This is a genomic window from Flammeovirga aprica JL-4 (genome assembly GCF_012844305.1).
Lineage (GTDB): Bacteria > Bacteroidota > Bacteroidia > Cytophagales > Flammeovirgaceae > Flammeovirga > Flammeovirga aprica.
The window spans coordinates 24102-49546 of record NZ_JABANE010000068.1 but is presented as its reverse complement, the minus strand read 5'-3'; the positions used below and the strand labels follow the sequence as shown (position 1 = coordinate 49546).

At 35.4% G+C, this 25445-nt stretch carries 21 protein-coding genes; 14 read left to right on the top strand and 7 right to left on the bottom strand.

Features of this window, described 5'->3' with window-relative positions; genetic code table 11:
• Nucleotides 1–387: 387 nt before the first annotated feature.
• Together HHU12_RS21735 and HHU12_RS21730 are read left to right on the top strand one after the other, a co-directional pair.
• Nucleotides 388–1494: a sensor histidine kinase gene (locus HHU12_RS21735; protein ID WP_169658846.1), complete on the top strand. Its 1107-nt coding sequence runs from the start codon at nt 388–390 to the stop codon at nt 1492–1494.
• 81 nt (nt 1495–1575) lie between these two features.
• Nucleotides 1576–4929, top strand: a complete 3354-nt coding sequence (locus HHU12_RS21730) for a methylmalonyl-CoA mutase family protein (protein WP_169658845.1) — start codon at nt 1576–1578, stop codon at nt 4927–4929.
• A gap of 251 nt (nt 4930–5180) precedes the next feature.
• Here the strand turns inward: HHU12_RS21730 and HHU12_RS21725 are convergent, their stop codons facing one another.
• From HHU12_RS21725 to HHU12_RS21710, 4 genes are all read right to left on the bottom strand, one after another.
• A complete protein-coding gene (locus HHU12_RS21725; protein ID WP_169658844.1) occupies nt 5181–5552 on the bottom strand; it encodes a hypothetical protein in 372 nt (123 codons plus the stop codon).
• Between the two features lie 133 nt (nt 5553–5685).
• On the bottom strand, nt 5686–6153 hold the full coding sequence (locus HHU12_RS21720) for a hypothetical protein (protein WP_169658843.1): 468 nt from the start codon (nt 6151–6153) through the stop codon (nt 5686–5688).
• Between the two features lie 298 nt (nt 6154–6451).
• On the bottom strand, nt 6452–7795 hold the full coding sequence (locus tag HHU12_RS21715) for a tetratricopeptide repeat protein (RefSeq protein WP_169658842.1): 1344 nt from the start codon (nt 7793–7795) through the stop codon (nt 6452–6454).
• A gap of 131 nt (nt 7796–7926) precedes the next feature.
• On the bottom strand, nt 7927–9051 hold the full coding sequence (locus tag HHU12_RS21710; protein WP_169658841.1) for a hypothetical protein: 1125 nt from the start codon (nt 9049–9051) through the stop codon (nt 7927–7929).
• A 619-nt stretch (nt 9052–9670) separates the two neighbouring features.
• Between HHU12_RS21710 and HHU12_RS21705 the strand changes: the two genes are divergently transcribed.
• From HHU12_RS21705 to HHU12_RS21695, 3 genes are all read left to right on the top strand, one after another.
• Nucleotides 9671–10852, top strand: a complete 1182-nt coding sequence (locus HHU12_RS21705) for a hypothetical protein (protein WP_169658840.1) — start codon at nt 9671–9673, stop codon at nt 10850–10852.
• Nucleotides 10853–11013: 161 nt separating this feature from the next.
• Entirely contained in the window at nt 11014–11721 is a 708-nt protein-coding gene (locus HHU12_RS21700; protein ID WP_169658839.1) for a phosphoadenylyl-sulfate reductase, read from the top strand.
• A gap of 190 nt (nt 11722–11911) precedes the next feature.
• Nucleotides 11912–12598 carry a hypothetical protein gene (locus HHU12_RS21695; protein WP_169658838.1) on the top strand — a complete coding sequence of 229 codons (687 nt, stop codon included), beginning with the start codon at nt 11912–11914 and terminating at the stop codon, nt 12596–12598.
• Between the two features lie 168 nt (nt 12599–12766).
• On the opposite strand, the gene HHU12_RS21690 is transcribed toward HHU12_RS21695, so the two are convergent.
• Nucleotides 12767–13060, bottom strand: a complete 294-nt coding sequence (locus HHU12_RS21690; protein WP_169658837.1) for a Dabb family protein — start codon at nt 13058–13060, stop codon at nt 12767–12769.
• 77 nt (nt 13061–13137) lie between these two features.
• On the bottom strand, nt 13138–14352 hold the full coding sequence (locus tag HHU12_RS21685) for a hypothetical protein (RefSeq protein WP_169658836.1): 1215 nt from the start codon (nt 14350–14352) through the stop codon (nt 13138–13140).
• A 557-nt stretch (nt 14353–14909) separates the two neighbouring features.
• On the opposite strand from HHU12_RS21685, the gene porX reads away from it, so the two are divergent.
• The 9 genes from porX to HHU12_RS21640 all read left to right on the top strand — a co-directional run bounded on the left by porX (nt 14910) and on the right by HHU12_RS21640 (nt 23697).
• The gene (gene porX, locus HHU12_RS21680) at nt 14910–16460 is read left to right on the top strand and encodes a T9SS response regulator signal transducer PorX (protein ID WP_169658835.1); all 1551 of its coding nucleotides are present in this window, start codon (nt 14910–14912) and stop codon (nt 16458–16460) included.
• A 233-nt stretch (nt 16461–16693) separates the two neighbouring features.
• Nucleotides 16694–17536, top strand: a complete 843-nt coding sequence (locus HHU12_RS21675) for an exonuclease domain-containing protein (protein WP_169658834.1) — start codon at nt 16694–16696, stop codon at nt 17534–17536.
• Nucleotides 17537–17548: 12 nt separating this feature from the next.
• A complete protein-coding gene (locus tag HHU12_RS21670; protein ID WP_169658833.1) occupies nt 17549–18898 on the top strand; it encodes a 1-acyl-sn-glycerol-3-phosphate acyltransferase in 1350 nt (449 codons plus the stop codon).
• Complete coding sequence (locus HHU12_RS21665) at nt 18882–19694, top strand: patatin-like phospholipase family protein (protein WP_205959955.1); 813 nt, start codon at nt 18882–18884, stop codon at nt 19692–19694. The genes HHU12_RS21670 and HHU12_RS21665 overlap by 17 nt, the downstream gene beginning before the upstream one ends.
• A gap of 94 nt (nt 19695–19788) precedes the next feature.
• Nucleotides 19789–20565, top strand: coding sequence for a hypothetical protein (locus tag HHU12_RS21660; RefSeq protein ID WP_169658832.1), 777 nt, complete (start codon nt 19789–19791; stop codon nt 20563–20565).
• Between the two features lie 112 nt (nt 20566–20677).
• Nucleotides 20678–21238 (top strand): TerD family protein, encoded by a 561-nt coding sequence (locus HHU12_RS21655; RefSeq protein WP_169658831.1) that lies wholly within the window; start codon nt 20678–20680, stop codon nt 21236–21238.
• 218 nt (nt 21239–21456) lie between these two features.
• The gene (locus HHU12_RS21650) at nt 21457–22080 is read left to right on the top strand and encodes a TerD family protein (protein WP_169658830.1); all 624 of its coding nucleotides are present in this window, start codon (nt 21457–21459) and stop codon (nt 22078–22080) included.
• A 459-nt stretch (nt 22081–22539) separates the two neighbouring features.
• Nucleotides 22540–22914 carry a n-acetylglutamate synthase gene (locus HHU12_RS21645; protein ID WP_169658829.1) on the top strand — a complete coding sequence of 125 codons (375 nt, stop codon included), beginning with the start codon at nt 22540–22542 and terminating at the stop codon, nt 22912–22914.
• 183 nt (nt 22915–23097) lie between these two features.
• Nucleotides 23098–23697, top strand: coding sequence for a superoxide dismutase (locus HHU12_RS21640; RefSeq protein WP_169658828.1), 600 nt, complete (start codon nt 23098–23100; stop codon nt 23695–23697).
• 98 nt (nt 23698–23795) lie between these two features.
• Here HHU12_RS21640 and HHU12_RS21635 read toward each other — a convergent pair whose 3' ends face one another.
• Complete coding sequence (locus HHU12_RS21635) at nt 23796–25430, bottom strand: sulfatase family protein (protein ID WP_169658827.1); 1635 nt, start codon at nt 25428–25430, stop codon at nt 23796–23798.
• Nucleotides 25431–25445: the final 15 nt, after the last annotated feature.

Sequence of the window (25445 nt, the reverse complement as noted above, 5' to 3'; positions counted from 1 at the left end):
GGACGTCCATCTAAAAAAGACCAAATATTAATAGATAGGTGGTATAACAACACTTAAATAGTTATCTACCATCAGACATATGAGTATCTTTATTGAAAAAATGGGAAGAAATAGAACTGACCTTTCTGAATCAGTTTTTCTACAAATAGTTAGCTTTATTTCAAAATGACAACCAACATATCTTTATTTACTAAGCACAATAGTTGTTTTACCAGCGATATAATGAGTTGGGGTTATTATCATTTTGAGCATCACAATATTATTAAAATAAATGTATTTCACAAAACCTTTACCCAACAAAAAACAACTCCTTCCTAAAAGATTAAATGCAAAGTGATGTAGAGTTCGTATCTTGTGAAAGAATTTCATTTTTACCTTTTGAACTCAATGTTATCACTGCAAAAAATAAAACAAGATCATATATGGCAAGGTCTACTGATACTTGCTTACCTGCTTTTGACGTATAGTTTTTTTGAGCAACGGTTTGGTTTTGCTTATGGGTCAATGAAAGCGATTTTGCTGGTGAGTTTTCAGGTTTTTATTTGGCAAATCAATCTCAACTATTTAGTACCCAAACTTCTTTTAGAGAAAAAGCATGTGATTTATGCTATTTCTCTTTTCGCTTTTGTGTTGACAATTGCCTTCATTTATCAATACATCGAAAAGGAAATATTCCATGCATGGAAACAGTCTAATATTGAACGGTCGATGTTTCCCTTCGATGATCCTGAGCTTAGGGAAAGAGCTATGAAAAACCGTAATGTGAAAAGGGTTCGAAAGGGATGGAAGATTTTTGAGAGTACTTATAATGTCATTTTGTTTAGTGTGATTGCTTTGGCTAGTACGGCTTATAGAATGACGCTTTTTGGTTTGAAAAAGGAAAATGAAGCTACGGTATTAAGGGAGGAACAGGTGAAATCTGAAATGAGTTTTTTGAAGTCACAAGTCAATCCTCACTTCCTTTTCAATGTGCTAAACAATATCTACACGCTGTCTTTTATAAAGTCAGATAAAACACCAGAGGTGGTACTTCAACTTTCGGATATGTTACGCTACATGCTTTATGATACTTCTACTGAAACTGTTCCTATTCATAAAGAAATAGATTATCTCAAAAACTTTATTGAGCTACATTTACTTAAAAGTGATGGAATAAAAGAAAACATTGAGACAAGTTGGAATGTTGAAAAGCCATCCCTACAGATTGCTCCTTTGCTCTTTGCTCCATTTATTGAAAATGCTTTCAAGCATAGTCATATTGAAGATGAAGATCATGGATGGATTAAGGTAAAATTAGATGTAAGTGCTTCTAATGAAATTTACTTTGAGGTAGCGAACAGCAAACCCCGCACAAAGCTTTCAAAAGATCAATTAGGGGGCATTGGTTTGGAAAATGTAAAAAAACGTCTCAATTTGCAATATAACCTCAAACATCAACTAGAGATTATAGACACTCAAGACAGTTTTACTGTCAAACTTAAAATACACACATAAACACTAGTACAAAGCCAACTAACGGTGCTGGACTAGTACTTAACCATAACTTAAACACACATCACAAAAATGACTTCACAAATGAACAACACTACACCTTACAAACCGAAAAACAAAGTAAGGCTAGTCACCTCAGGCTCTTTATTTGACGGACATGATGCGTCTATCAACATCATGCGTAGAATCATGCAATCTTCGGGTGCAGAGATCATTCACCTTGGACACAACCGTACAGCTCAGGAAATTGTAGACTGTGCCATTCAGGAAGATGTTCAAGGCATAGCAATCACTTCTTATCAAGGAGGTCACTTGGAATATTTCAAATACATTTATGACCTTTTGAAAGAAAGAGGGGCCGGTTATATTGGTCTCTATGGCGGTGGAGGCGGAACAATTCTCCCTTCTGAAATTGATGAACTGCATGATTACGGCATCAAGAAAATCTACTCTCCTGACGACGGCCGTACGATGGGGCTTCAAGGAATGATCAATGATATCTTGATTCAATGTGATCATCCTACAGGAGAAAACCTAGGAAAGGAAAAACTGCAATTAAATCAGAAAAACCATAGAAATCTAGGTCGTATTATCTCAGGTATTGAGAACTTCAAAGCAGATCAAGCGGACTTTATTCAAGAATTGAAGTCACAGAATAAAGATAAAAATATCCCGGTGCTTGGTATAACAGGCACAGGTGGTGCTGGTAAATCTAGTCTTGTAGATGAACTTATTCGCCGATTCCTCTCTCAATCAGAAGATAAAACAATAGCGATTATATCTATTGATCCTTCTAAAAGAAAAACAGGAGGGGCGTTACTTGGAGATAGAATTCGTATGAATGCCATTGCAGATGGACGAATTTATATGCGTTCTTTGGCTACACGAAAGGCACATCAAGCTATTTCTGAACATATTGAAGATGTTTTGGAAGTAGTGAAAGCCGCTGACTTTGATTTGATCCTTTTGGAGACTTCAGGAATTGGGCAATCGGGAACTGAGATTGTGGATTACAGTGATGTTTCCCTTTATGTGATGACACCGGAATATGGCGCTGCTACGCAATTGGAAAAAATTGACATGCTTGATTATGCTGATGTGATTGCTCTTAATAAATTTGATAAAAAGGGAGCATTGGATGCATTGAGAGATGTAGCCAAGCAATATAAAAGAAATCATGGGCTTTGGGAACTGAAAGAAGAAGATGTGCCTGTTTATGGTACAATGGCTTCTCAATTCAATGATGAAGGAGTAAATGAACTTTACAATAAAATCATTTCTCTGTTAGAGGAAAAAAGTACGGTAAGTTTCCCTAAAGTGGAATTGAACAAAACCTCAGACCGTTTTCATATTATACCTCCATCAAGAGTAAGATATTTATCTGAAATTTCTGAAGTAGTCCGCAATTATAATTTACATGTCAATGAGCAGGCCACTATTGCTGATCAACTTTTTGGACTTCAGAAATCCATAGAAATTCTTCAATCAGATGAACATACAAAGGCTACCTTACAAAGTGCTTTTGATAAAATAAAAAGAGACTTAGACCACGATGTTTTTGATGTTTTAGAAGGATGGAAGGCGAAAGTGGAAGCTTATGCTGGAGATACTTTTACTTATCAAGTAAGAGGAAAAGACATCAAAGTAGAAGCTAAATCGGAAACTTTATCGGGTAATAAAATCTCTAAAGTTACACTTCCTAAGTTTACAGGATGGGGTGATATTACACAGTGGGTAATGCAGGAAAATGTACCTGGCGAATTTCCTTATACAGCAGGTGTTTTCCCTTTCAAACGTCAAGGAGAAGACCCTACAAGAATGTTTGCAGGCGAAGGCAACCCTGAAAGAACAAATAGAAGGTTCCATTACCTTTCACAAGGGCAACCCGCTGCACGATTATCTACCGCTTTTGACTCTGTAACGCTTTATGGGGAAGATCCTGATTTCAGACCTGATATTTATGGAAAAATTGGTAATTCAGGCGTGAATGTAAGTTGTCTGGACGATGCTAAAAGGCTGTACTCTGGTTTTGATCTTTGTGCACCAAGCACTTCTGTATCTATGACCATCAACGGACCTGCGGCCGCAATGACCGCTTTCTTTATGAATGCGGCAATTGATCAGCAATGTGAGGTTTACATTAAAGAAAATGGTCTTGAGAAAGAAGTTCAAGGCAAAATTGCTACTATTTATAAAGGACAGACGATCCCAACGTATAGAGGTGAATTACCACCAAATCATAACGGATTAGGGTTGATGCTTTTAGGAGTAACAGGTGATCAGGTTTTACCTTCAGAAGTTTATGATGAAATCAAGAAAGCGACGATTGCAAAAGTAAGAGGAACTGTACAGGCAGATATCCTTAAAGAAGATCAAGCACAAAACACTTGTATTTTCTCTACAGAATTTTCTTTACGTTTGATGGGCGATATGCAACAATATTTCACTGACAATGGTATCAGAAATTTCTATTCCGTTTCCATTTCAGGCTATCATATTGCAGAGGCTGGTGCCAACCCTATCTCTCAGCTCGCCTTTACATTAGCTAACGGATTTACTTTTATAGAGTACTATCTGAACAGAGGAATGAAGATTGATGACTTCGCTCCAAATTTCTCTTTCTTCTTCTCCAATGGTGTTGATCCAGAATACGCTGTGATTGGTAGAGTAGCTCGAAGAATCTGGGCGAAAGCATTAAAATTAAAATATAAAGGAAGCGAGCGTTCTCAGAAGTTGAAATACCATATCCAAACTTCAGGAAGGTCACTGCACGCTCAGGAGATTGCTTTTAATGATATCAGAACCACATTACAAGCATTATACGCTATTTACGACAACTGTAATTCCTTGCATACCAATGCTTATGACGAGGCAATCACCACTCCTACTGAAGAGTCGGTAAGAAGAGCAGTGGCTATACAACTGATCATTAATAAAGAGCTTGGTTTAGCAAAAAATGAAAATCCATTGCAAGGCTCTTTTATTATTGAGGAGTTGACGGATTTGGTAGAGGAAGCCGTAATGATGGAGTTTGATCGAATTACAGAACGTGGAGGCGTATTGGGTGCTATGGAAACCATGTATCAACGTTCTAAAATTCAAGAAGAATCCCTTCACTACGAAACATTGAAGCACAATGGCGATTACCCTATTGTAGGTGTGAATACTTTCTTAAGTAAGGAAGGCTCCCCTACTATTATTCCAGAAGAAGTAATACGATCATCAAAAGAAGAAAAAGACAGTCAAATTACCTCTCTCCAAAGTTTACATCAACATGCTGAAGAGCATGCCACTCTAAAATTAAAAGAGTTACAAAGTGTTGCTTTGGCCAATGAAAATACTTTTGATGCTTTAATGGAAGCCGCTAAATATTGTTCACTTGGACAAATCACTCACGCGTTATTTAATGTTGGAGGACAATACAGAAGAAATATGTAAAAATTAAAAGGGGCAATCACTACGTTTGCCCCTTTTTTAAGCAGTTATACAATTGTAATCGAAAGTTTTAGACTTTCTTTTTTTGACTACTCTGCGTTAGAATTTCATCACGTAGCTATACTATGCTCTTCAATTCTGCCTTGATTAGTCAAAAAAAAATAATCTAACTTTTCCCAATTTCAAATATATAACTACTTATTAATCAATAAACAACCCAAATTAAGCCAATTGATTCACTACGATTTATCATACTAATCATTAACACTTATCTTATCAATTACTTTTTCTTCTTTTATCAGCCCCATCAATTGATAGCTTAAAACAACTACTTCAACCAATGACCCTAAACTTTGACGAATAAAAAAGTCCATATCTAAAATTCCAATCATGACATTGCTTACAAGAACTATTGTCAGAATTAAGAATAATGTATCTTTCATATTTTGAGCTCTTAGAGCAGCAAACACATAAATACTACTCATAAGCGTAGTAATGACTTTTTCCGAAAAAGTGGCCAATTCAATATCCATTAAAATAAAATTCAGAACGCCTAACCCTAATAGGATAAACTTGATCTGATTCATTTTTTGTCCGTATTTCTTTAATTTTTCTTGTAGCATCATTGAAATGTTTTTGATTTAAGAGAGGTTTCATAGTATTATATCAGAAGGATTGAAATGTCACCATGGTGTATAAAAAAAGATAGAGCAACACCCTACCTTTTTCAATCCTTACTTTATTCACTCTTATATTAAACTAAAGACCTATACTAATTCCGATTTGCGCACCAGTACCAATATTACCCTGAATACCAAAATTGTCAGTAATATGGTATTTTGCACCAACACCTAGTCCCCAATGCAATGCATCACCATGTCCAAACTCAAACCCTACATCACCTACAGCATAAACATCCCATTTAGGGTTTGTAATATTTAAAACTCTATCTGCATACCATCTAAATCTGGCACCTGCTCCAAAAGAGCTTCCTTTGCCACTCCAGCTTTGGTAATCCACAAAGGCTCCCACTGTAAAATCTTTACCTAGTTGTGCTATTTCATAATCGGCCATCAAGCCTAATGTTCCATTTGTAAAACCAGAGGTAAAACCAATATTTAATGTTCCTGGCCCTTTAAAATCTCCACCCTTTGTGCTTTGAGCATAAGAAAGATTTGCAAATGAGAAGATTGATAATGTTGACAGAATTAAGATTATTTTTTTCATATCAGTAGATTGATTGTTGATAATTTTTTTTGTTACAACTACTTAAGCAGTTGTACAATTAAAATTGGAAGTTTTGAATTTTCTTTTTTAGCCTACTCTGCGTTAGAATATCATCACGTAACTATGGCTATGCTCTTCTATTCTACCTTGATTAGACTAAAAAATAATTATCCAATTTCTCCCAATTTCAAATGTTCAACTGCTTATATCTACCGATAAAAAATGTCACCGATTTTTTTCAAAAAAAAAGGCCAACCTCAATAAATAAGGTTGACCTCTCTATATTTTTCATTGAATTCTAATTCGTAGATTCAATTTCTTTAAGATCTTTCAGCTTCTGAATATCCGAAAACTCATATCTTACAGCACTCTTATAAGAACCTCCATAAGCGGCTTTCAAGAAAGTCTCTGCATTTTTATAATCTCCAATTTCTTTATATACCAATGCGATAGCAAAATTATACTTTGCCTTTACAGGAGGAGTGATACTTGGATTGTGAATCACTTTTTTCAATTTCTCTGTTGAACCTCCAATCTCACCAAGGTTTTTCTCACACATGGTTTTGATGAAGATCACGTTGATATTTCTCTCATTTTGAGGCAATGCATCTTGGAATTCCTCTAAGTGAATATATGCCGTTGCAAAATCTTCAGATTGATAATTTAGAGTGGCTAATTCAAGTAACTTTTGAGAACGCTTCTTGATATCTTTTTCCGCCATTAAAGCTCTATCTTGTGCTGCAATTACTTTAGTTTTATCAGTATGAATTGCTGCTAATTGCTTTTGCAAGTCAAATGCCTCAATATAAGATGAGTTGATACCTAAAGTAATATCAATCATTTTCTGCGACTTAGGGTAATCCATTACTTGGAAGTAAGTCTGTGCCAAACTGAAGTAATATTCTTCTCTAAAGATCGTAAACATTGCTTCCGCCTCGTTAGTGGTCATTTTGTCCATCCACTCACTTGCTTCTTTGTATTTTCCTTGATTGAATAATGACCAAATGTATTGATAATAATATCTCTCATTACCTGATAAAGGCTCAATATCACCGATAATTTTTGCCATTAACTCCTCCGCTTTTTCTGGATGATCCATTTCATTCCAGTACATTGCTTCATAGTAATCCAAATCAAAAGACTCCGCTAAATTTAATTTTCTTAAATCATCAATATGTTTTTTAGAAAAACGGTGTCTATTCGCTTGATCCAAGATATCTAAGATTTTAAGCTTATAAAGATATTTTTGATCAATATTTTCGTCCTTTTGGAAAGCTAAATCATAATATTTTACAGCTTCAGAAGGTTTTTTCTTCTGAGAATACAGATCGCCCAGCATTTCATACGCTCTGAAAAAACTTGGATCCGATTGTACACAAGCCTCTAATGTTTTAATAGCATCATTAAATTTTGTAATAGCCAGTAGTGTATTTGCTTTTTTGAAATAAACACTACCATCAGAAGGGTTAGCTTGTATTGCCTTGTCTAATTCCTCAAGTGCCTCACTATAGCGGTTGTTCGCTAAAAGGAAGTCAGCTGTTTCAAGATGTGCTTTTGCGGCATCTCCCTGAGCTTTTAATTCCGTGACAAAAATTAATGAACAGAATAAGGACAGTATAATATTTAAGTGTGATAGTTTCATAGATGCTATAAAAATGAATTACTTTCTCTTGTATTGTTATTAAAAAAACTTTGAAACTAAAGTGCTTCTAGTATTAAAACTAATAATTATGCCACTTTAGTATTTCAATTAAGTATTTCGTTATAGAAAAATTAATAGGATTTCAAGAAATCTGTCAATTGACCATCAACACCATAAGAATTCAAGATTTTCAGATAAGATTCTGCACTTTCTTTACTTACAAAGTTTCCAGCAAAAACCTGATAGGTGATATCACCACTATATTGATCAATCATAATATAAACATCTTCGATTTCATATTCTTGAACAATATGACAGTGCTCCTGAGCGGACTCAAGGTCACCTACATCAGTAATCAGTACAGACCATCTGTTTTTCTCTATTCTCACGCCGTTGGGGTTGTATAGGTATCTATACATAGGGTCAAAAGAGATATATTCTGCAAAATAGGTGGTTGGCTCTGCGTCAGAACCTTCCTTATTTTTCACATTGAAGAACCAGTAAGCTTGCAGTACATTAAATTGTCTGGCTTCTTCATCTCCTTCTACATATAAATAATAAGAGTTACCCTGATCCGTCAATTGTTTCGGGATACCTCTTCTCATTGTGTAAGCCGTTATGAGGTAGTTATTTACTAATTCCCCTGGCTGTTGATCTTTTGGTGGCTTAGGAGCAACCCTTAGGAAGTCCAGTTTACCATCGTTGTTAAAATCACCGAAGCTGTCTGTTCCTTGGTATAAACTAGAAAAAGAGGTTTGTCGGATTTGTGCTGGATCTGTAACATCAAACACATTATAACAACGGTATCTACAATTATCCCCCAAACAATCTTCTCTGAAGGACACCAACATCAGGTAGCTTCTACCTAAATATTCAAACTCTTTTGCTTCCAATACATTGGAGTAGTTCTGTCTGATAGATTTTTCCATCGAACAGAAAAAATTAAACTCTCTATTCCCTAAAATAATCCCAGTAGGGTTAGGGTTAAAGATGTTATCATACTGCGGTCCGTTTACAAAATAAATTTTGAAAGGGATCGACGCATCTCCATATATTGTAAAAGTTGTATCCCCTACCTCAGATGAACTGGTAGGAAACAATTCCTTTTTCACTTGTACAGGCTCCTGAGATAAACTTGCAGGAGTATATGAATGTCCTTCTGTTACTTCTTGCGCAATAGTTTGGTCAATCCAAATTGAAGAAATAATAGCAAAACAGAAAAAAAATGAATTTATCTTTTTAGTGCAACAAAACATATCCGACTTCTTAACAATATTCTAACTTGATAGTAATTACGATAAATTAACAAATGTAATCTGAAATTATTCTCCAAATTCAAATGAAAAACAAAAAAAATACAAGTTTTTCATTAAATACCTCTCAATTCATCAAAGGATGATTCTCAAAGGCTTTTTCTAATAAAATAACTTCGATATTTCTATACTAACAAATCTTGTTCCGTTAATGCATTACAATTCGCAGACCAAATGTACAAATCTATTTTGGATTCGTGTTAAACAAACTTCAATACGTAAGAAAATGTAATATTTCAAAAAGGTTTTTTCGTTGAAATCGCTAGGTTGAGAATAGTAATCTTTGCTATAAAATATCAATTTACTTTTGTCTTATTACTTAATTGAGTACTATTTTTGCAATTACCAACGTTGTACATACTAAAAGGCAAGTATCAGAACAAAATCATGTTTTAATGAGTCCTATGATTGTTTTGAGATGACTTCCTCTAAAGACTGAAATAGTATCACTATTGATAAATTTTTAGCGTAGTACTCTCATAAAAATAATTTAGGGTTACTTTTTGAACAATTTTTGAACTGTATACGTAAAGAATAATTTTATTTATTAGAAAAATTCACAATGAGAATCTTATTTATCTCAATACTATCAATATTTATTTTTAGCATACAATCCATCGCTCAAAACTCTTTAGACCGTACAAGAATAATATTTAAGTCTGGAAAATATTCTAATTCGACGCACATTGAAATAGAGATTCATGGCGTAGGTATTACACAGATGATGGCTAGTGGATCAAAATCTTTTGAGGGAGCTAGATGGATAAAATTTTCAAAGTTATTCTCTTATCACCTTTCAAATGGTGACGGAGTAAAGGAAGTTTATTTTAAATTTAAAGATGCGGATGGAAACGAATCTAAAGTATTAATGAAAAAAATAATACTGGATACGACTCCTCCTTCTGACATTTCTGTAAAAATTGACGTACCAACGAAATATTTTACAGATCCCAACAGCCTTAAAGTCGGCGTTATTTTAGGACATAAAGGTGCCAAATATTTTCAGATCAGTAATACTTCTGCCTTCCATGGCAATAAGTGGCGATTGATTCAAGATGAGTATGTAGAATGGGATTTGGCTCCAGGAGATGACGGTGTTCGCAAAATATATGCTCGATACAGAGATCAGGCAGGCAATATTACTCCAGTGATTACGGATGAAATCATTGTGGATAGAACAGCACCTTTTGCCGGTAAACTGACCATCAATGCTGGACAGAAAATAACCAACAGACAAGATCATAAAGTGGATCTGTCGTTTTTCTGTAGACAAGCCGATTCAATGATTGTAGCACAAAGCAGTAATTTTGATGGAGCAACATGGGAACCTTATGCGACGAAAAAAAGCTATAAGCTTTCTGATGGAGATGGTCCAAAGCAGGTATTCGTAAAATATAAAGACCTTGCTGGCAATCAAACACAGACCTACTCTTCAAGTATTTCTATAGATACGAGCGCACCTCAAAATATTACTCTTGTAATCGATCACGGTGCAGAGTCAACTAAAAATATCAATAAGCTTGTGGTTCTTCAGCTAGACGGGGATGATGCAACCATGATGATGGTCAGCAATACTTCCTCTTTCCAAGGGGCACACTGGCAACAAGTACAGCCTTCTATCTCTAACTGGAAACTAAGTGGTGAGACAGACGGAATGAAATATGTTTATGCCAAATTCAAGGATGAAGCTGGTAATATTTCAAGACCAATTAGGGCTAGCATAGAATTAAAAAGGGGTTTTTAGGTTGTTATTTTAGTAATCAACTTACTCTCAATACAGTAAAAAGGATTCATTTATACGTAAATGAATCTTTTTTTTTGTGATAAAATTTTGAAAAAAGTAGATTCTTTTATTAATTCGCATTTATCCTATATAATTAGTAGATTAAATAAAAGTTAAAGAATATGTCATCGCAAAGCATCATTCCACAAGCTTCAGCAATATCATTTGATCAGCGAGTTGATGAAATCGCAAAGCAGGTGGCTACCTATCATTCGGAAGGGAAAAAGATTTTCGCTAGTTCATCATTCCAACCACAAAGTGTTGTTTTGTTGGATATCATCAGCAGAGTTGATAAAAATATACCCGTATACTTTTTAGATACGAATTATCATTTCCCTGAAACAATCGAATTTAGAGATCAATTAGCCAAGAAGCTTGGATTAAATATTATAGACTTGAAGTCGAAAATCCCTGTTGATAAACAAGTGGATGAAAATGGCGAACCTCTTCATGTTCATCATCATGATAGATGTTGTCATATCAACAAGGTTGAGCCTTTAGAAGATATCCTTAAAGAAAACGACGTTTGGATTAATGGTATCAGAAAAGGACAATCTGCAGTACGTGCTCAAATGCAAAAGGAAGAAGTTGCAAAGCATGGTGTTATCAAATACCACCCTATCTTAGACTGGGACTCGAAAATGGTATTCCAATACATCAATGAAAGAAAACTTCCTTTACACTCACTTATTGCTAAAGGATATTTTAGTGTAGGTTGCTTGCCTTGTACGGCAAAAGCTGATCCTACAAAGCCTTTATGGTCAGATGACCGTTCGGGTAGATGGGCCGGTAAAGCCAAAACTGAATGTGGCTTACATACTAGCTTGTAAGATACTAACTGGTAATACAATGGAACAAATTAAGTCTCAAGTGTCATGCTTGGGACTTTTTTTATGCCCTTGTTTTTGTTCGTTGGTTGAAAAAAGAAGAACGTTCGTTGAAATCATTATCAATATTGAATCCCAGACATGACCTTTGGAGTATACAAAATCAAACAAAACAATTATAAAAATTAGTGTCATGAAAAAATCTAAAGTTTTTATTTTATCATTAATCACAGTCGCTACTCTAGCTGTATCATTTGCAGGAATCGCTCAAGAGGAAAAGAAAAAGAAAAGAGAAGAAGCTCGTAAAGAAATCAAAGCGTATATGAAAGCACAGGTCCTTCCTGTTGTTTTGGAAAACAGAAAAGACTTTGATAAAAAGCTCTCGAAATCTGAAAAGAAAACATTGGTTTCTTTGAGAAGCAGAATGGACGCACTTTCAAAAAAGAAAGAAGGAATGAAACGTCCTGAAGGTGAACCTACTGAAGCACAACAAAAAGAGCGTCAGGAAATGGAAAAAGAAATGCGTCATATCACTACTGCCGCTTGGGAAATTGTAGACAATCATGAGGCTGACTTAGAGGCTATCAAAGCTTCTACAAAAACGCAACAAGAGCAATGGAAAAGCGATATGCAAGCCATTATGGAGAAATATAAGCCTGAAAATAAAGAAGGAAAAGACGGTAAAGGAAAAGGTAAAGGCCACGGTAGAAGAGGCAAAATGGGGCAAGGTATGATGGGCCACTATCAGCCAGTGATGTTTGTCTTAATGGACCCTTCAAAATCAGTAGATGAAATTGCTGACGAGATGGAAAAAAGACAAATGAAGAGAATGAAGCATCACAAAGGTGGTAAAGGTCACAGAGGTGGCGGAAGAAACTAGTCATTGATAATTAAGAATGAAGATAAAATGGTCCTTATTGTGGTTCGTGAAAACGTTATATAGCTTCTAATTTGACCACTATAAAATCACTTTAAGAACGGCATTCTTCATACAAAAAAAGCCATTACAATTTCGGTTGTAATGGCTTTTTTGCATTTGATACAAATATTAGTACTCAATATCCGCAACAAGAATATCTTCTAAAATTGGCTTTACATTTTCACCTACAACTTTTACATGTGCTGGGTGAACTTGGTAAGACTCTAAATCTTCTTTTGAATCAAAGATAGAATAAAGAACTACATCAAAACCTTTTGAACGGTCTGAGAAGTTTTCCTTCACTTGAATCTCTTTCAACTCATCAATTTTTTCACCTAAAGCTTGTAAAGCGTCAATAAGTTCCTGCTTTTGAGTAGCAGTTGTCTCTTCTTTTAATTTGAAAAGTACTGTATGATTAATCATCTGTCTGTGTTTTATTGTTCAACACAAAATTAGGAACCTTTCCATAAATTAAAAGCAAACGGCTTACTTTTTAAAAGCTACTGTGCACTCACCTCATTTTCTAATTTACCTGGAAGAATTAGCTGATCACCATCTTCATTTTCAAATGATAAATTGTAAGAGGCCTTCGCTACTACAACGCCAGAAGACAATGGAGTTCCCTCTACCCTGTAAACTACCACAAGCGGAGTGTGGGCATTTTCTTCAGAGATAGAGTATTCCCACTCATCATCCGTGACAAAATCCATCGAAGTGAAATTATCAGCCGTAATAGAAACACCAGCATTACCATAAAGCTCATTTAAAGCACCAAGATGTTCTGACAACTTATTGTATTCATTGAGCTTCATTTCTCTTTTCTGTTGTAGCGCCACCACTTCATCCAAAGAACCTAATCGTTCTTTAGTTTCCGCCACTACATTATCAAATTTCCCTTTTTTACGATAGAAATTATCCTGAGAGTGCTTTACAATAATTTTATCATAAAGGTAATCTTGCAAAGCAATATAAAATACATCAATTCGCTCTCCATCATCACCAGCCTTACGGTGTTGATTATAAACATATTCGAATGCAAATAAAGTTCTTAATAGCGACCTTCCCTCTTCAAACAGGCGGGTATTGGCTACTTCTAATTCTTCAATAGCTTGCGTAACACCGCCTACTGAGGCATTTTGATTTTTAGCGTCATTCAACACATTCAATACCTTATCAATATTTTCCTGCATCAAATTAATATCTCTGATATAGCCATCTCTTGTAGATAAAAGACGTACAACCGCTGACTGCACAGCACCACTTTTTCCTGAAGCATCATCCACGGCGATTTGTCCGGCAATCACTTCAGTGTGCTCATAAATATCAGACATCCCAGAAAGTTCCTCTTGCAAATTTCGAAGACTGTTTTCCAGATCGCCCGTATCGTCACCAAGTGAATTCCATATTTTTTTAATATCAGCATCTACCTGCCTTACGCTTTGATCTGCACGTTCAACAGCATTCTCTACTTGTTTGATATTCATGTTGGGCAGACGCAAAGTAATAGCTACGGCACTTCCTTCAACGGCATCCCCATTCAACTCCCATATTGCTTTTTCTTTGATAAATTCATCAATAGTTACGAGCTGAGGGTCAATTTCCTCGTCATCACTAAAGATAAAAAAGAAGATAGTAGTCAAAAGTAAAACACCACCGAAAACAGCTCCAATTATAACTAATAGTTTTGTAGAGGATGTCCCTGTATTTTCTTCCATATGCTATAGTTAATTTAAAATTAGGTAAGTACTCTCTCAAAGAACACTTATGAAAACTAATTGTTTTTATGAGTACAACGACAAAAAAGCAATAATAGTGAGGCTATTTAAAGTTTTTTGAGGAATGTAGGAATAACAATTAGTATAAGTGATTTTAATGCAGTGCTTACTGTCTTTTTCTCATTAATAATTTGTACTCCATATATTAAGTACTAGGACAAAAGTAAACGGACATTTTATCTTATCTTTTTTATCCTACTCTTCGTTAGATTTTTATCACGTAACTAAGGCTATGCTCTGCAAATCTGCCTTGATTAGAATAAAAAATAACAAGCTAAAATTATCCCTTTTCTTATGTCCTAGTACTTAACACCAACTAGTGGTATGGAGTGTTGAATATAGTATGATATATAATATTCGTTTTATGTCCTATTTTTATAACGATTATTTGGATCTGAAATTTTAATAATCTAAAAAAAAATAATTGTGGTGAAATCTTGGTGTGTTTTGAATGACAATTTCATAAATTGTTAGTCCACAAAAAATACAAAAAACATATGAGCCAACAACGCATCTTATGGGCAGATGATGAAATTGATTTACTCAAGCCTCACATTTTATTTTTAACAAAAAAAGGTTATGAAGTAACTCCCGTTTTGAGTGGTTTAGACGCCATTGAAAAATGTGAAGAGGAAGAATTTGATATTATTTTTCTGGATGAAAATATGCCGGGCATGACTGGTCTTGAAGCTTTGGAGCAAATCAAAAGAATCAAGCCGAATATTCCTGTTGTGATGATCACGAAAAGTGAAGAAGAGTATATTATGGAAGATGCTATCGGGGCCAAAATTGCAGATTACCTGATTAAGCCAATTAACCCTAAGCAGATCCTTCTGTCAATCAAAAAAATACTGGACACAAAAAAATTAGTTTCTGAAAAAACCAACTCTGCTTATCAGCAGGATTTCCAGAGTATCATGATGTCATTTATGAATGATATGGAATGGGAAGACTGGGTGGAAACTTATAAAAAGCTTGTCTACTGGGATATTGAAATCACACAGACGGAAAACAGAAGCATGAGTGAGGTCTTTGAAATGCAAAAAAACGAAGCCAATCACAATTTCTGCCGTTTTATCAAAGACAATTATATTGACTGGATGGAAGATCCGGAAAACCGTCCTATCCTATCACATGAATTGCTTTCTGAAAAAGTTTTGCCTTATGTAAGGGAAAATGATGAGAGCGTATTCTTTATTCTGATTGACAACCTAAGATATGATCAGTGGAAAGTGATTGAACCATTGGTAGCGGACCTTTTCAATATTAAGGAAGAAGTCTACTGCCCGATTTTACCAACCACTACTGCTTATGCCAGAAATGCCATTTTCTCAGGTTTAATGCCTTCTGAAATTGAAGCGACTTACCCTGAATGGTGGGTAAATGACAACGATGAAGACAGCAAAAACAACTATGAGGAAGAGTTATTAGGCGAGCAATTATTACGTCATGGTATTCAGGAGAAGTTCAGTTACCACAAAGTAATTCGTGCTTCACAGGGCAAGCAAGTCAATGATCAATTAAATAGCTTATTGCATAAAAAATTCAACGCTGTTGTTTACAACTTTGTAGATATGCTTTCTCATGCTAGAACAGACACCAATATGGTAAGAGAACTAGCACCTGATGAAGCGGCCTACCGTTCGATTACAAAATCGTGGTTTGAGCACTCTACTTTGTATGAAATGCTGAAAATGCTGGCGGAGAAAAACTGTAAAGTTTATATCACAACAGACCATGGTACTGTAAGAACGAAGAAACCTTACAAAATCATTGGTGATAGAGAGACGAATACCAACTTGAGATACAAACAAGGCAAAAACCTTTCTTATAATAAGAAAAATGTACTTGTTGCTCGTCATCCTGAAGATTTTGGTTTACCAAAAACAGAGGTTTCTACTTCTTACGTTTTTGCTACTGAAGATTATTTCTTCGCTTACCCTAATAATTATAATTATTACGTAAGCTACTATAAAGATACTTTCCAGCATGGTGGAATTTCGATTGATGAAATGATTATTCCATTTATTGAGCTGAGTAAAAAATAGATCTTTTTTAGGTTAAGAATTAAGAAGGAAGAGTTAAGGTGGTTCTTGTTGTGGTTTGTGATATGCAAATCATAATGTCTAATGAACCTCATTATAGCTTCCTTCTTATCTTCCCCCTCACCTACCTCCTCTCTTAACCTTTCCTAATGAACAATATTGATGACCTAAACCATTGTTAATTCTGCTTCATAATGTCGAATTTTATAAATTCGATGTTCGAGGTATAAAAATATATGGAATTTACAGCATTAGATTTTGAAACAGCACATGGTGCAAGGTGGAGTATTTGTCAAGTAGGTATTGTCAAAGTAAAAAACGGTGAAATCATTGATCGTTATGAAACTTTGGTACGTCCTCCTGATAACCGTTATCATAGTTTCAATACTACTATTCATGGTATTACTGCTGAAATGACTAAGAATGCTCCAAGCTTTTTTCAAGTTTGGGAGGATATAAAACCTTATATCGAAGGGCAACTGATTGTGGCTCATAACGCTGGTTTTGATGTGGGAGCATTAGAACAGACCTTAGAGCTTTATGACCTTGATGTTCCAGAATTCCAATACGATTGCACGTACAGAATTACAGGTGCAGCACTAGATGACGTATGCTATACTTATGGGTGGACGCTCAATCATCATAATGCTTTGGCAGATGCTGAGGCTTGTGCAAAACTGTATATTGAATGCCTTTCGGAGAAAGAATTACCTATTTTTGAGAAAAATCCTTTTAAAAAGAAAAAAGGAAGCAACCCTTTCCGTACACAGCTGACTGGCGATATTTTAAAGCCTGATTTTGAAAATGCTGACCCTGACAGTCCATTTTATAGACAAAAAGTGGTTATTACAGGTATTTTTAATGCTTGGGAAAGACTGGAACTCGCCACTATTATTAAAGGATTGGGTGCAAAAATAAATACTAATATCTCAGGGCTTACTAATATTGTTTTGGTGGGATCAGATCCTGGACCGTCAAAACTGCAAAAGGTAAAAATGCTTAATGCAAGCGGTAAAAATATTGAAATCGTCAAAGAGGAAGAATTGAAAGAAATCCTCTCTGTTTTAAATCACAACTAACAATCGTTTCTCATGGGAAACCTTTTATACAATGTCATTCGCTTTTTTGCAAAATACGTATATTTAAAACTCGTATTTTACAAAGTAGAAAAAACGGGATGGGAGAAAATCCCTAAAGATGCACCTATCCTATTTGCTGTTACTCACCCTCTAATGTACATCGATGCATTAGTATTGGGATGCAGTTACAATAAACCTCTTTATTTTATTACAAAATCCACTGTTTTTAAGGGGAAATTCAATAAATGGCTCTTCAAAAAACTCAATATGATTCCCGTAGTTCGAAAACAGGACGTTCCTAAAGGGCAGCCTTTTTCGAATAAAGACATGTTCAAACACTGTATAGACACACTGACCAATGGCGGTGATATTCTTATTTTTTCTGAGGGAACAAGTATTTGGGAAAGAAAATTAAGAGGATTGAAGTCGGGAACGGCTAGGATTGCATTGGAGACAGAGGTCGCAAATCAGTTTCAATTGAATGTACATATCGTTCCGGTAGCATTAAATTATACACATATAGGTAGTGTTTTTCCTAGCGTGAGTATAGAGATTGGAGATCCAATCAAAGCCAATGACTACAAAGAGGACTACGAGAGCAACAGCGGTAAAACAGCTCAGGAAATCACTAAAAAAATTGAGGAGGAAATACTGAAAAGCTATTTTACTCTTCCTAATTTGGAAGCTGAAGCTTCTTTAGTACAATCTGTAACAATGTATACAGAGAGCACTCCTTTCAAAAGAAAACAATCGTTGAGGGATTACTTTCATTACCTTAATAAAGGGCTTGACTTTTTAGAAGAACTATCAGAAAGCCAATTGAATACCATCAGAGGTAAAATAGAAAATTATGATGCACTGCTGAAAAAGGAGAAAATAAAGGATGAATCTTTCTGGAATAACGGCAAATCGCACCAAAGTTTCTTTTCACTTTTACTCCGTTCGATTGTAGTACTTTTCATGATTCCTCTGCATTTGGTCAACTGGGTTTTAAATAAAATCCCTTACAAAATAGCCAAAACTATCGCTTTAAAATCTTCAAAAGAAATGGAAGTCTGGGGCGCCAATTTGATAGCGCTCTGCGGGATTATTTTTCCCATTTTCTATTTTGCATACCTTTTCCTTGCTCATTCATTACTGGGAGGATTTCCTTGGTATTACTTTCTGATTGTACTCATTTTTCCATTTTTTACCTATGCTTCGTATTTTTTCAATAATTATTTGAATTTCCTGATCTCCGACTGGAGAGTGCTTTTGATGTCAAAACGAAACAAAACGGTTTATCAATCCATCAAGGCTGAAAGGAAAACAATAATTGAAGCAATTGATATAATTATCAACAATCATGGCAAAGAAGCATAAGCTAGGCATAGTATTTTCGGGTGGCGGGGCCAAAGGTCTGGCTCATATTGGTGTATTATTTTATTTGAAAGAATTAGGAATTGTTCCTGATGCAGTAGCCGGTACCAGTGCGGGTTCAATCATAGGGAGTATGTATGCTTATGGTATCCCATTAACGCAAATTCAAGACTTTTTCCTTACTACTGATCTGTTTGATTGGGAAAGAAGAGCATTCTTCAAGTCCAATGTACTTTTCAGAGGAATTGTAGACCCCATGACACTCAAAAAAGACCTGCTGAAAGTTTTTCCTGATGATGATTTCAGGCACTGTCAGCAAGAACTTTCCATAGTGGCTACCAACATGCTTTCTGCTGAAGAAAAAGTATTTACTTCGGGTTCAATTACTGATGCCATACTCGCCTCAATCGCCTATCCTTTTGTTTTTTCTCCGGTAGAAATTGATGATCAACTTTACAGTGACGGCGGTATTCTGAATCACTTCCCTGTAGATGTTTTACGTGAGAAATGCGAAAAAGTAATAGGTGTATATGTTTCTCCAATCCGTCAATACGAAAAAGGTGAATTGAATAATATCCAGAAAATAACCCTTAGGGCATTGTCCTTGAAGGGAGATAAAGCAGAACTGAAAAAGCTGGAAGATTGTGATATTTCTATTTTCCCGCAGGATCTTGTACACTATAATACTTTTGATACTGATCCCGAAAAACTGATTGAAATTGTAGAAGTCGGCTATGATGAAGCCGCCAAATATCATGATCAATTCATCCAATTGAGAAGAGAATTAAGGGAAATTTAATACTAGAAGGACAGTTTGAAGCACTAGACAGTAAAAAAATGGAGGAATGTAAGTATATTGGTGATAAAATTATAAAGATTATCAAGTTACTGTGATGTGGAGTAAAATCGAAAAACTTATTCATCATAAATCATCCGCCAAAGAGATTTTAAAAAATACTTCTTTACAATTAGAGAAAGAGTCTGAACGCCTGTATCATTTACAGATGTCTTTACGGTCTCAGGTTGATGCTCTGAGAGGAAAGGCTGAAAATATTCAGAAACATATCAAAAAAAATCAATTTGATGTGAAAGCGGCTATTGGCAATGAGATGAGATCGAAAGCCATGGAACTGAATAATTATGGTAATACGTTAAAGAAAGAAAGAGATCATTATATCAATTCGATCAAAGATTTTGATCATCAATTACTCGATACCTCCACTCGTATTTCTGTTCTTCAAGTTCAAAAGGAAAAGGTTGCCACTCAATTGATGTTTATAAAGTCCAATCATGAGCAGGGTTCTTTTGATGTAAGGCAGTTTCTTTATGATGTATTTAATGAGGAAGAACCAATTGATTTTACTTCTGAGGAAGATATCCTTTCTATGGAAATAGATCTTGCATTACAGCAAACAAAAGAGGTGGAAGAATCGGAAGAGAAAATTCAAGATTTTTTCGATAAAGCCACTCCTGTAAAAGAAACTCCGCCTGCTCCAAAAGAAAATTCCGAGGATAAAATACATGAGTTTTTTGATAAGATTGAACCCAAAAAAGAAGTTCCTCCCCCACCTAAAGAGGAGAAGGAGAACTTGATTGATTCATTTTTTTCTAAACCGAAACCACAATCATCACAAGACAAAAAAATTGATGATTTTTTCAATAAAAAATAGACTGGAAATCTAATATTCAGTTTCTTATAAATATATTTAAGTCTATAAACAACTTCAGGCAAGTTCTGTCGTTTTATAAACAAACTTTTATTAATACTATTACAGCTTTATTATGAGTATTTCTCTCAAAAAAGGGAACAGATTCAACCTTACTAAAAACGAAAAAGGCCTAGACAAAATTATGGTAGGCTTGGGTTGGGATATGGTACCAGGCAACAACATGGATTTGGATGCTTCAGTTTTCATGATCAATGGCAACGGCAAGCTTCCTGCAGACGAATACTTTGTTTTCTTCAATAACCTAAAATCACCTGACAACAGTGTAGAACATACTGGCGACAACAGAACGGGTAAAGGCGATGGTGATGACGAAATGATTTTGGCTCACCTTTCTAAGATTTCTGAAAGTGTGGAAGAGTTGGTATTTGTAGCTTCTATCCACAATGCAGATGTACTAAGACATCACTTTGGTTTGCTTCAAAACGCCTATATCCGTATTGTAGATATTGATACGCAAAGAGAAATTGTCCGTTTTAAATTGGATGAAAACTATGTTGGTATCACAGACATGGAGTTTGGACGTTTGAAAAAGTCAAATGGAGAATGGCATTTTATTGCCGCTGGCGAAGGCTCTAAGAAGGGTCTTCAAGGCTATGTGGACCTTTATGCTTAATTCATATCCTCCTTTAAGACCAAACTTTAATGGATAATTAAGTCGACAGGCGAAATTAGTTTTCAATATCAACTCTGAAGTGGAAAAACTTCTTCCAACATCATAAATTAATTTCGCCTTTTTTCTTAAATTATCAGAGGATTTTTTCAAATCTATTTCTGTCTGAATTCAAAAAGCAAACGATCAGGCTATAATTAAACTACGTAATCCCTTAATCAATGAGTACATCTCTTAAGAAAAAAACAGGAATTTCATTATCGAAAGGAAGTAAAATTTCCCTTCTCAAAAAAGACGGCAACACACTTGACTATGTACGTGTGGGTGTAAACTGGGGTGCTATCAAAGAAAAAGTACTTTTTGGACTTATCAACAGCAAAGTAAATGTTGACCTTGATGCCAGTATCAGTGCTTTTGATAAAGAAATGAACGAAATCTATACTGTATACTACAATGAACTGGTTTCACCTGATGGTGCTGTCACGCACACTGGTGATGATTTAGAAGGAGATGGTGATGAAAACGATGGACTAGATAATGAGACTATTCAAATCCACCTTAATGAAGTCGCACAGGAAGTAGATCAAATTTTCCTCTACTTGAACTCTTACAAGAAACAGGATTTTGCTACAATTCCTTATTCTGAAATCAGAATTTATACAAGAAATGATGTGATTGCTACCTTCAACCTTTCTTCCAATTCAGAATTTGCCGGTTACGTTTCCATGATTATGGGACGCCTTTACAAAATAGAAGGCAACTGGAAATTTGAAGCTTTGGGCGAACCTATCCGCTCGAGAGATATTGAGGGTACAATCAAATATTTACAGGTAAAATATTCTTAAGTACTAAGCCAAAAATAAATGATAATTAATTCTTAGTTATTTTTTGTAAGTACTACGCTCAAAAACGTATAAATAGTGGTTCTATTTAAAGTTTTTGAAAGGCAGTAATCAGAAAAAATAATATGAATTAGTGTTATATAATTTTGTCTTAGTACTTAGTACTTATTACTTCACAGTTCTTTCTACAGAAAGTAATTACATGTATGGAATGAGTGAATAATGAAAGGATAAAAGCAAACGGAGAAGGAAGAAGGGAAGGAATGAATTGTATGTACGTTTCTATGAGATGTGCTTGCAGGGTGTAGCCTCCGTTTATTTTATTCTAAGTACTTAGTACAAAGACAAAAGAAGGCAATCATCTACTACTCGTTGCCTTCTTTTTATGAAAATATATATTCAGGTACTAATCTTTTAGTACTTTTCCGAATCCACTTAAACTTTTGACTATTACATTACGCTATGGAACGAATCAACTATCACAACAAGCGATTTAAGGCAATTTCCAACTCCGAAAACGGAGAAGTTGACAGCGAAACCTTTTTTCATTACAGACAAGGAGGAGATGTTATTTGGGCTACCTATTACGGCACAAACATCAGAATGGGAACAATTACAGGTATTGTTAAAGAAGACAGTTCTTTGGAATTCACGTATCAGCATGTGAATATCAACAATGAAATTATGACTGGAAAATGCACCTCAACTCCTGAGAAACAGTCAGATGGCAGTTTGATCATGAAGGAGACTTGGGAATGGACTTGTAAAGACTTTTCTAAGGGTACTTCTGAGATTGCTGAATTGGTAGAAAAAGAAAATCTAGTTCGCCTCTTCTAGCAGAACTTGCAGTATCAATAAACTTTATTGAATTATAGTTTTTTTCGATCGGATTTTAATTCACTTTTTAGAGTTTATTGTGTTAATTGCGAATGAAAAAAATGATCTATCTCACCAAAACTGCGATATATCATCTTTTTTGAAGACGAAAAATATTATTCATAACAATAAAAACTTACTACAATGGCATTCGAATTACCTCAGTTACCGTATGCATACGATGCTTTAGAGCCACACTTTGACGCTCGTACAATGGAAATTCACCACTCTAAGCACCACGCTGCTTATACTTCTAAATTAAACGCAGCTATCGAAGGTACTGCTGACGCTGACAAGTCTATCGAAGACTTACTTTCAGCTGACGAGTTATCAGGTGCTGTAAGAAACAACGGTGGCGGTTTCTACAACCACAACTTATTCTGGACAATCTTATCACCAAACGGTGGTGGAGCTCCTACAGGAGATTTAGCGGCTGCTATTGACGCTGTATTTGGTTCTTTTGATGCTTTCAAAGAAGCTTTTGCTAACGCTGCTGCTACACGTTTCGGTTCAGGTTGGGCTTGGTTATGTGTAGACAATGGTACTGTTTCAGTTTGCTCAACTGCAAACCAAGACAACCCATTAATGAAAGGTGAGTGCGGAGGAACTCCAATCTTAGGTCTTGACGTTTGGGAGCACGCTTACTACCTAAACTACCAAAACCGTCGTCCTGATTACATTTCTGCATTCTGGAATGTTGTAAACTGGGAAGAAGTTGCAAAAAGATTTGAAGCTGCTAAGTAATTAGAACTTAAGCACTAAGTCAAATAAATGTAAGAAGCCATCTTGGAATACTCCGAGATGGCTTTTTCATTACAAGCTAGTCACACACAAAAAATCTATTATCTAAAAATACGTTGAGAATAAGGAGTCACACATTCCTTATTTGAAGTTTTATAACCAATTCTTATTGCCTTAACTGTTATTGAATCTTTCTCTTCTATATCTATTGCTGTTGTATATACCATCCAATCATCATTATTTCTTTTATAACCTATCGAAGCACCTTCTGTAGGACATGATAGGTACAGTTTTCCGTTTTTCACCTTGTACTTCACATCTGCAGTCTGTGGTTGTTCTTGATTAGGCCACATCTCCTCTATCATTTCCGACTCCACTGCCTTACATCTATCATTTGTATTTTTTTGCCATTTATTCATCACTCCTCTCATGGTTTTCTCCACTTCTCTCACCTCCACTTTACCAATCAGGTTATTCAATTCATCAGGATCATTTTCTAAATCATACAACGCTTCTAATTCCTTTACAGGAGCGAACCACTTCATCTGATTTTCCGAAAGTTTCTTTTGTTCCTTCAATTCTAATAAGACTTGCATGGTAGGTACATTTTTTCTGTACTCTATATCTTGATAGCTTGAGGACAATTCATATAAATACTTTACATAAAGGTATTTTCCATCTGTCACACTTCTTCTTGCAGAAGTATGCTCATCCATTCTATCCCTTGCCGCAAAAGAGTATTTTCTCTTTTGAGATTGAATACTTGTCCCTTGTAAATGCTTTGGCACTTTCACCCCTGCCATTTCTAATACAGTTGGAGCTAAATCAATAAAGTTCACCACTTGATCACTGTATCCTTTCTCCGCATTTTGAGGATATTTTATCATAAAGGGAACATGCAACCCTGATGAAATCACTTCACGCTTCTGTCTTGGCATCGGCCCTCCATGATCAGAGAAGAAGAAAATATAAGTATTGTCATACAGCCCATCCTTCTTCAATTGCTCGATGATCTCTCCCACTCTTTTATCCAATAATTCAAGATTACTATATACTCTTGCGATATCTTTTCTTACTTCAGGAGTGTCAGGGTAATAGTCAGGAACATTCACTTTATCGGGTGAAACGGTAAGAGGAAGATGATTGTGTTTCCATAATTTCGACTCATGCGTTTCATTAAAATTAAACACCGAGAAAAATGGCTGTCCATCTTTTCTATTCCTCCAATGTGCTTTTGCATCATTTTGATCCCAGGCCGTAAAAGGAGAAGCAAACTGATAATCCGTTTTGGCATTATTCGTACAATAGTAGCCTTCTCTTCTTAGGTACTCTGGAAAACATTTCACCTCTGAAGGAATCACTGCACTGTATTCAATCACATTGTTTCCTTCTCTATCTGTTACATTTTTATTTTTATTATACACTCCTCTACTGTCTCCCATAATATCCCTTCCCGTTCGCATATGGTTTGTCCCTAAAAAAGTGGGATACATACCTGTAATAATGGCCGAACGGCTAGGTGCGCAAACTCCCGCTGTAGAGAAAGCATTATTAAAAACCTTACTGTTTTCTGACAGTGAATTAATCATTGGCGTATGAGCAGTAGAATCTCCATAGCAAGCCAATAAAGGGCTCATATCCTCAAATGTAATCCAAACAATGTTGGGCTTTTGATCTTCTGCTATTGTTGACAATGCTAATAAGAGTAATAGCATTAATGTTCCACTTCTTTTCATACTAAATAATAATTC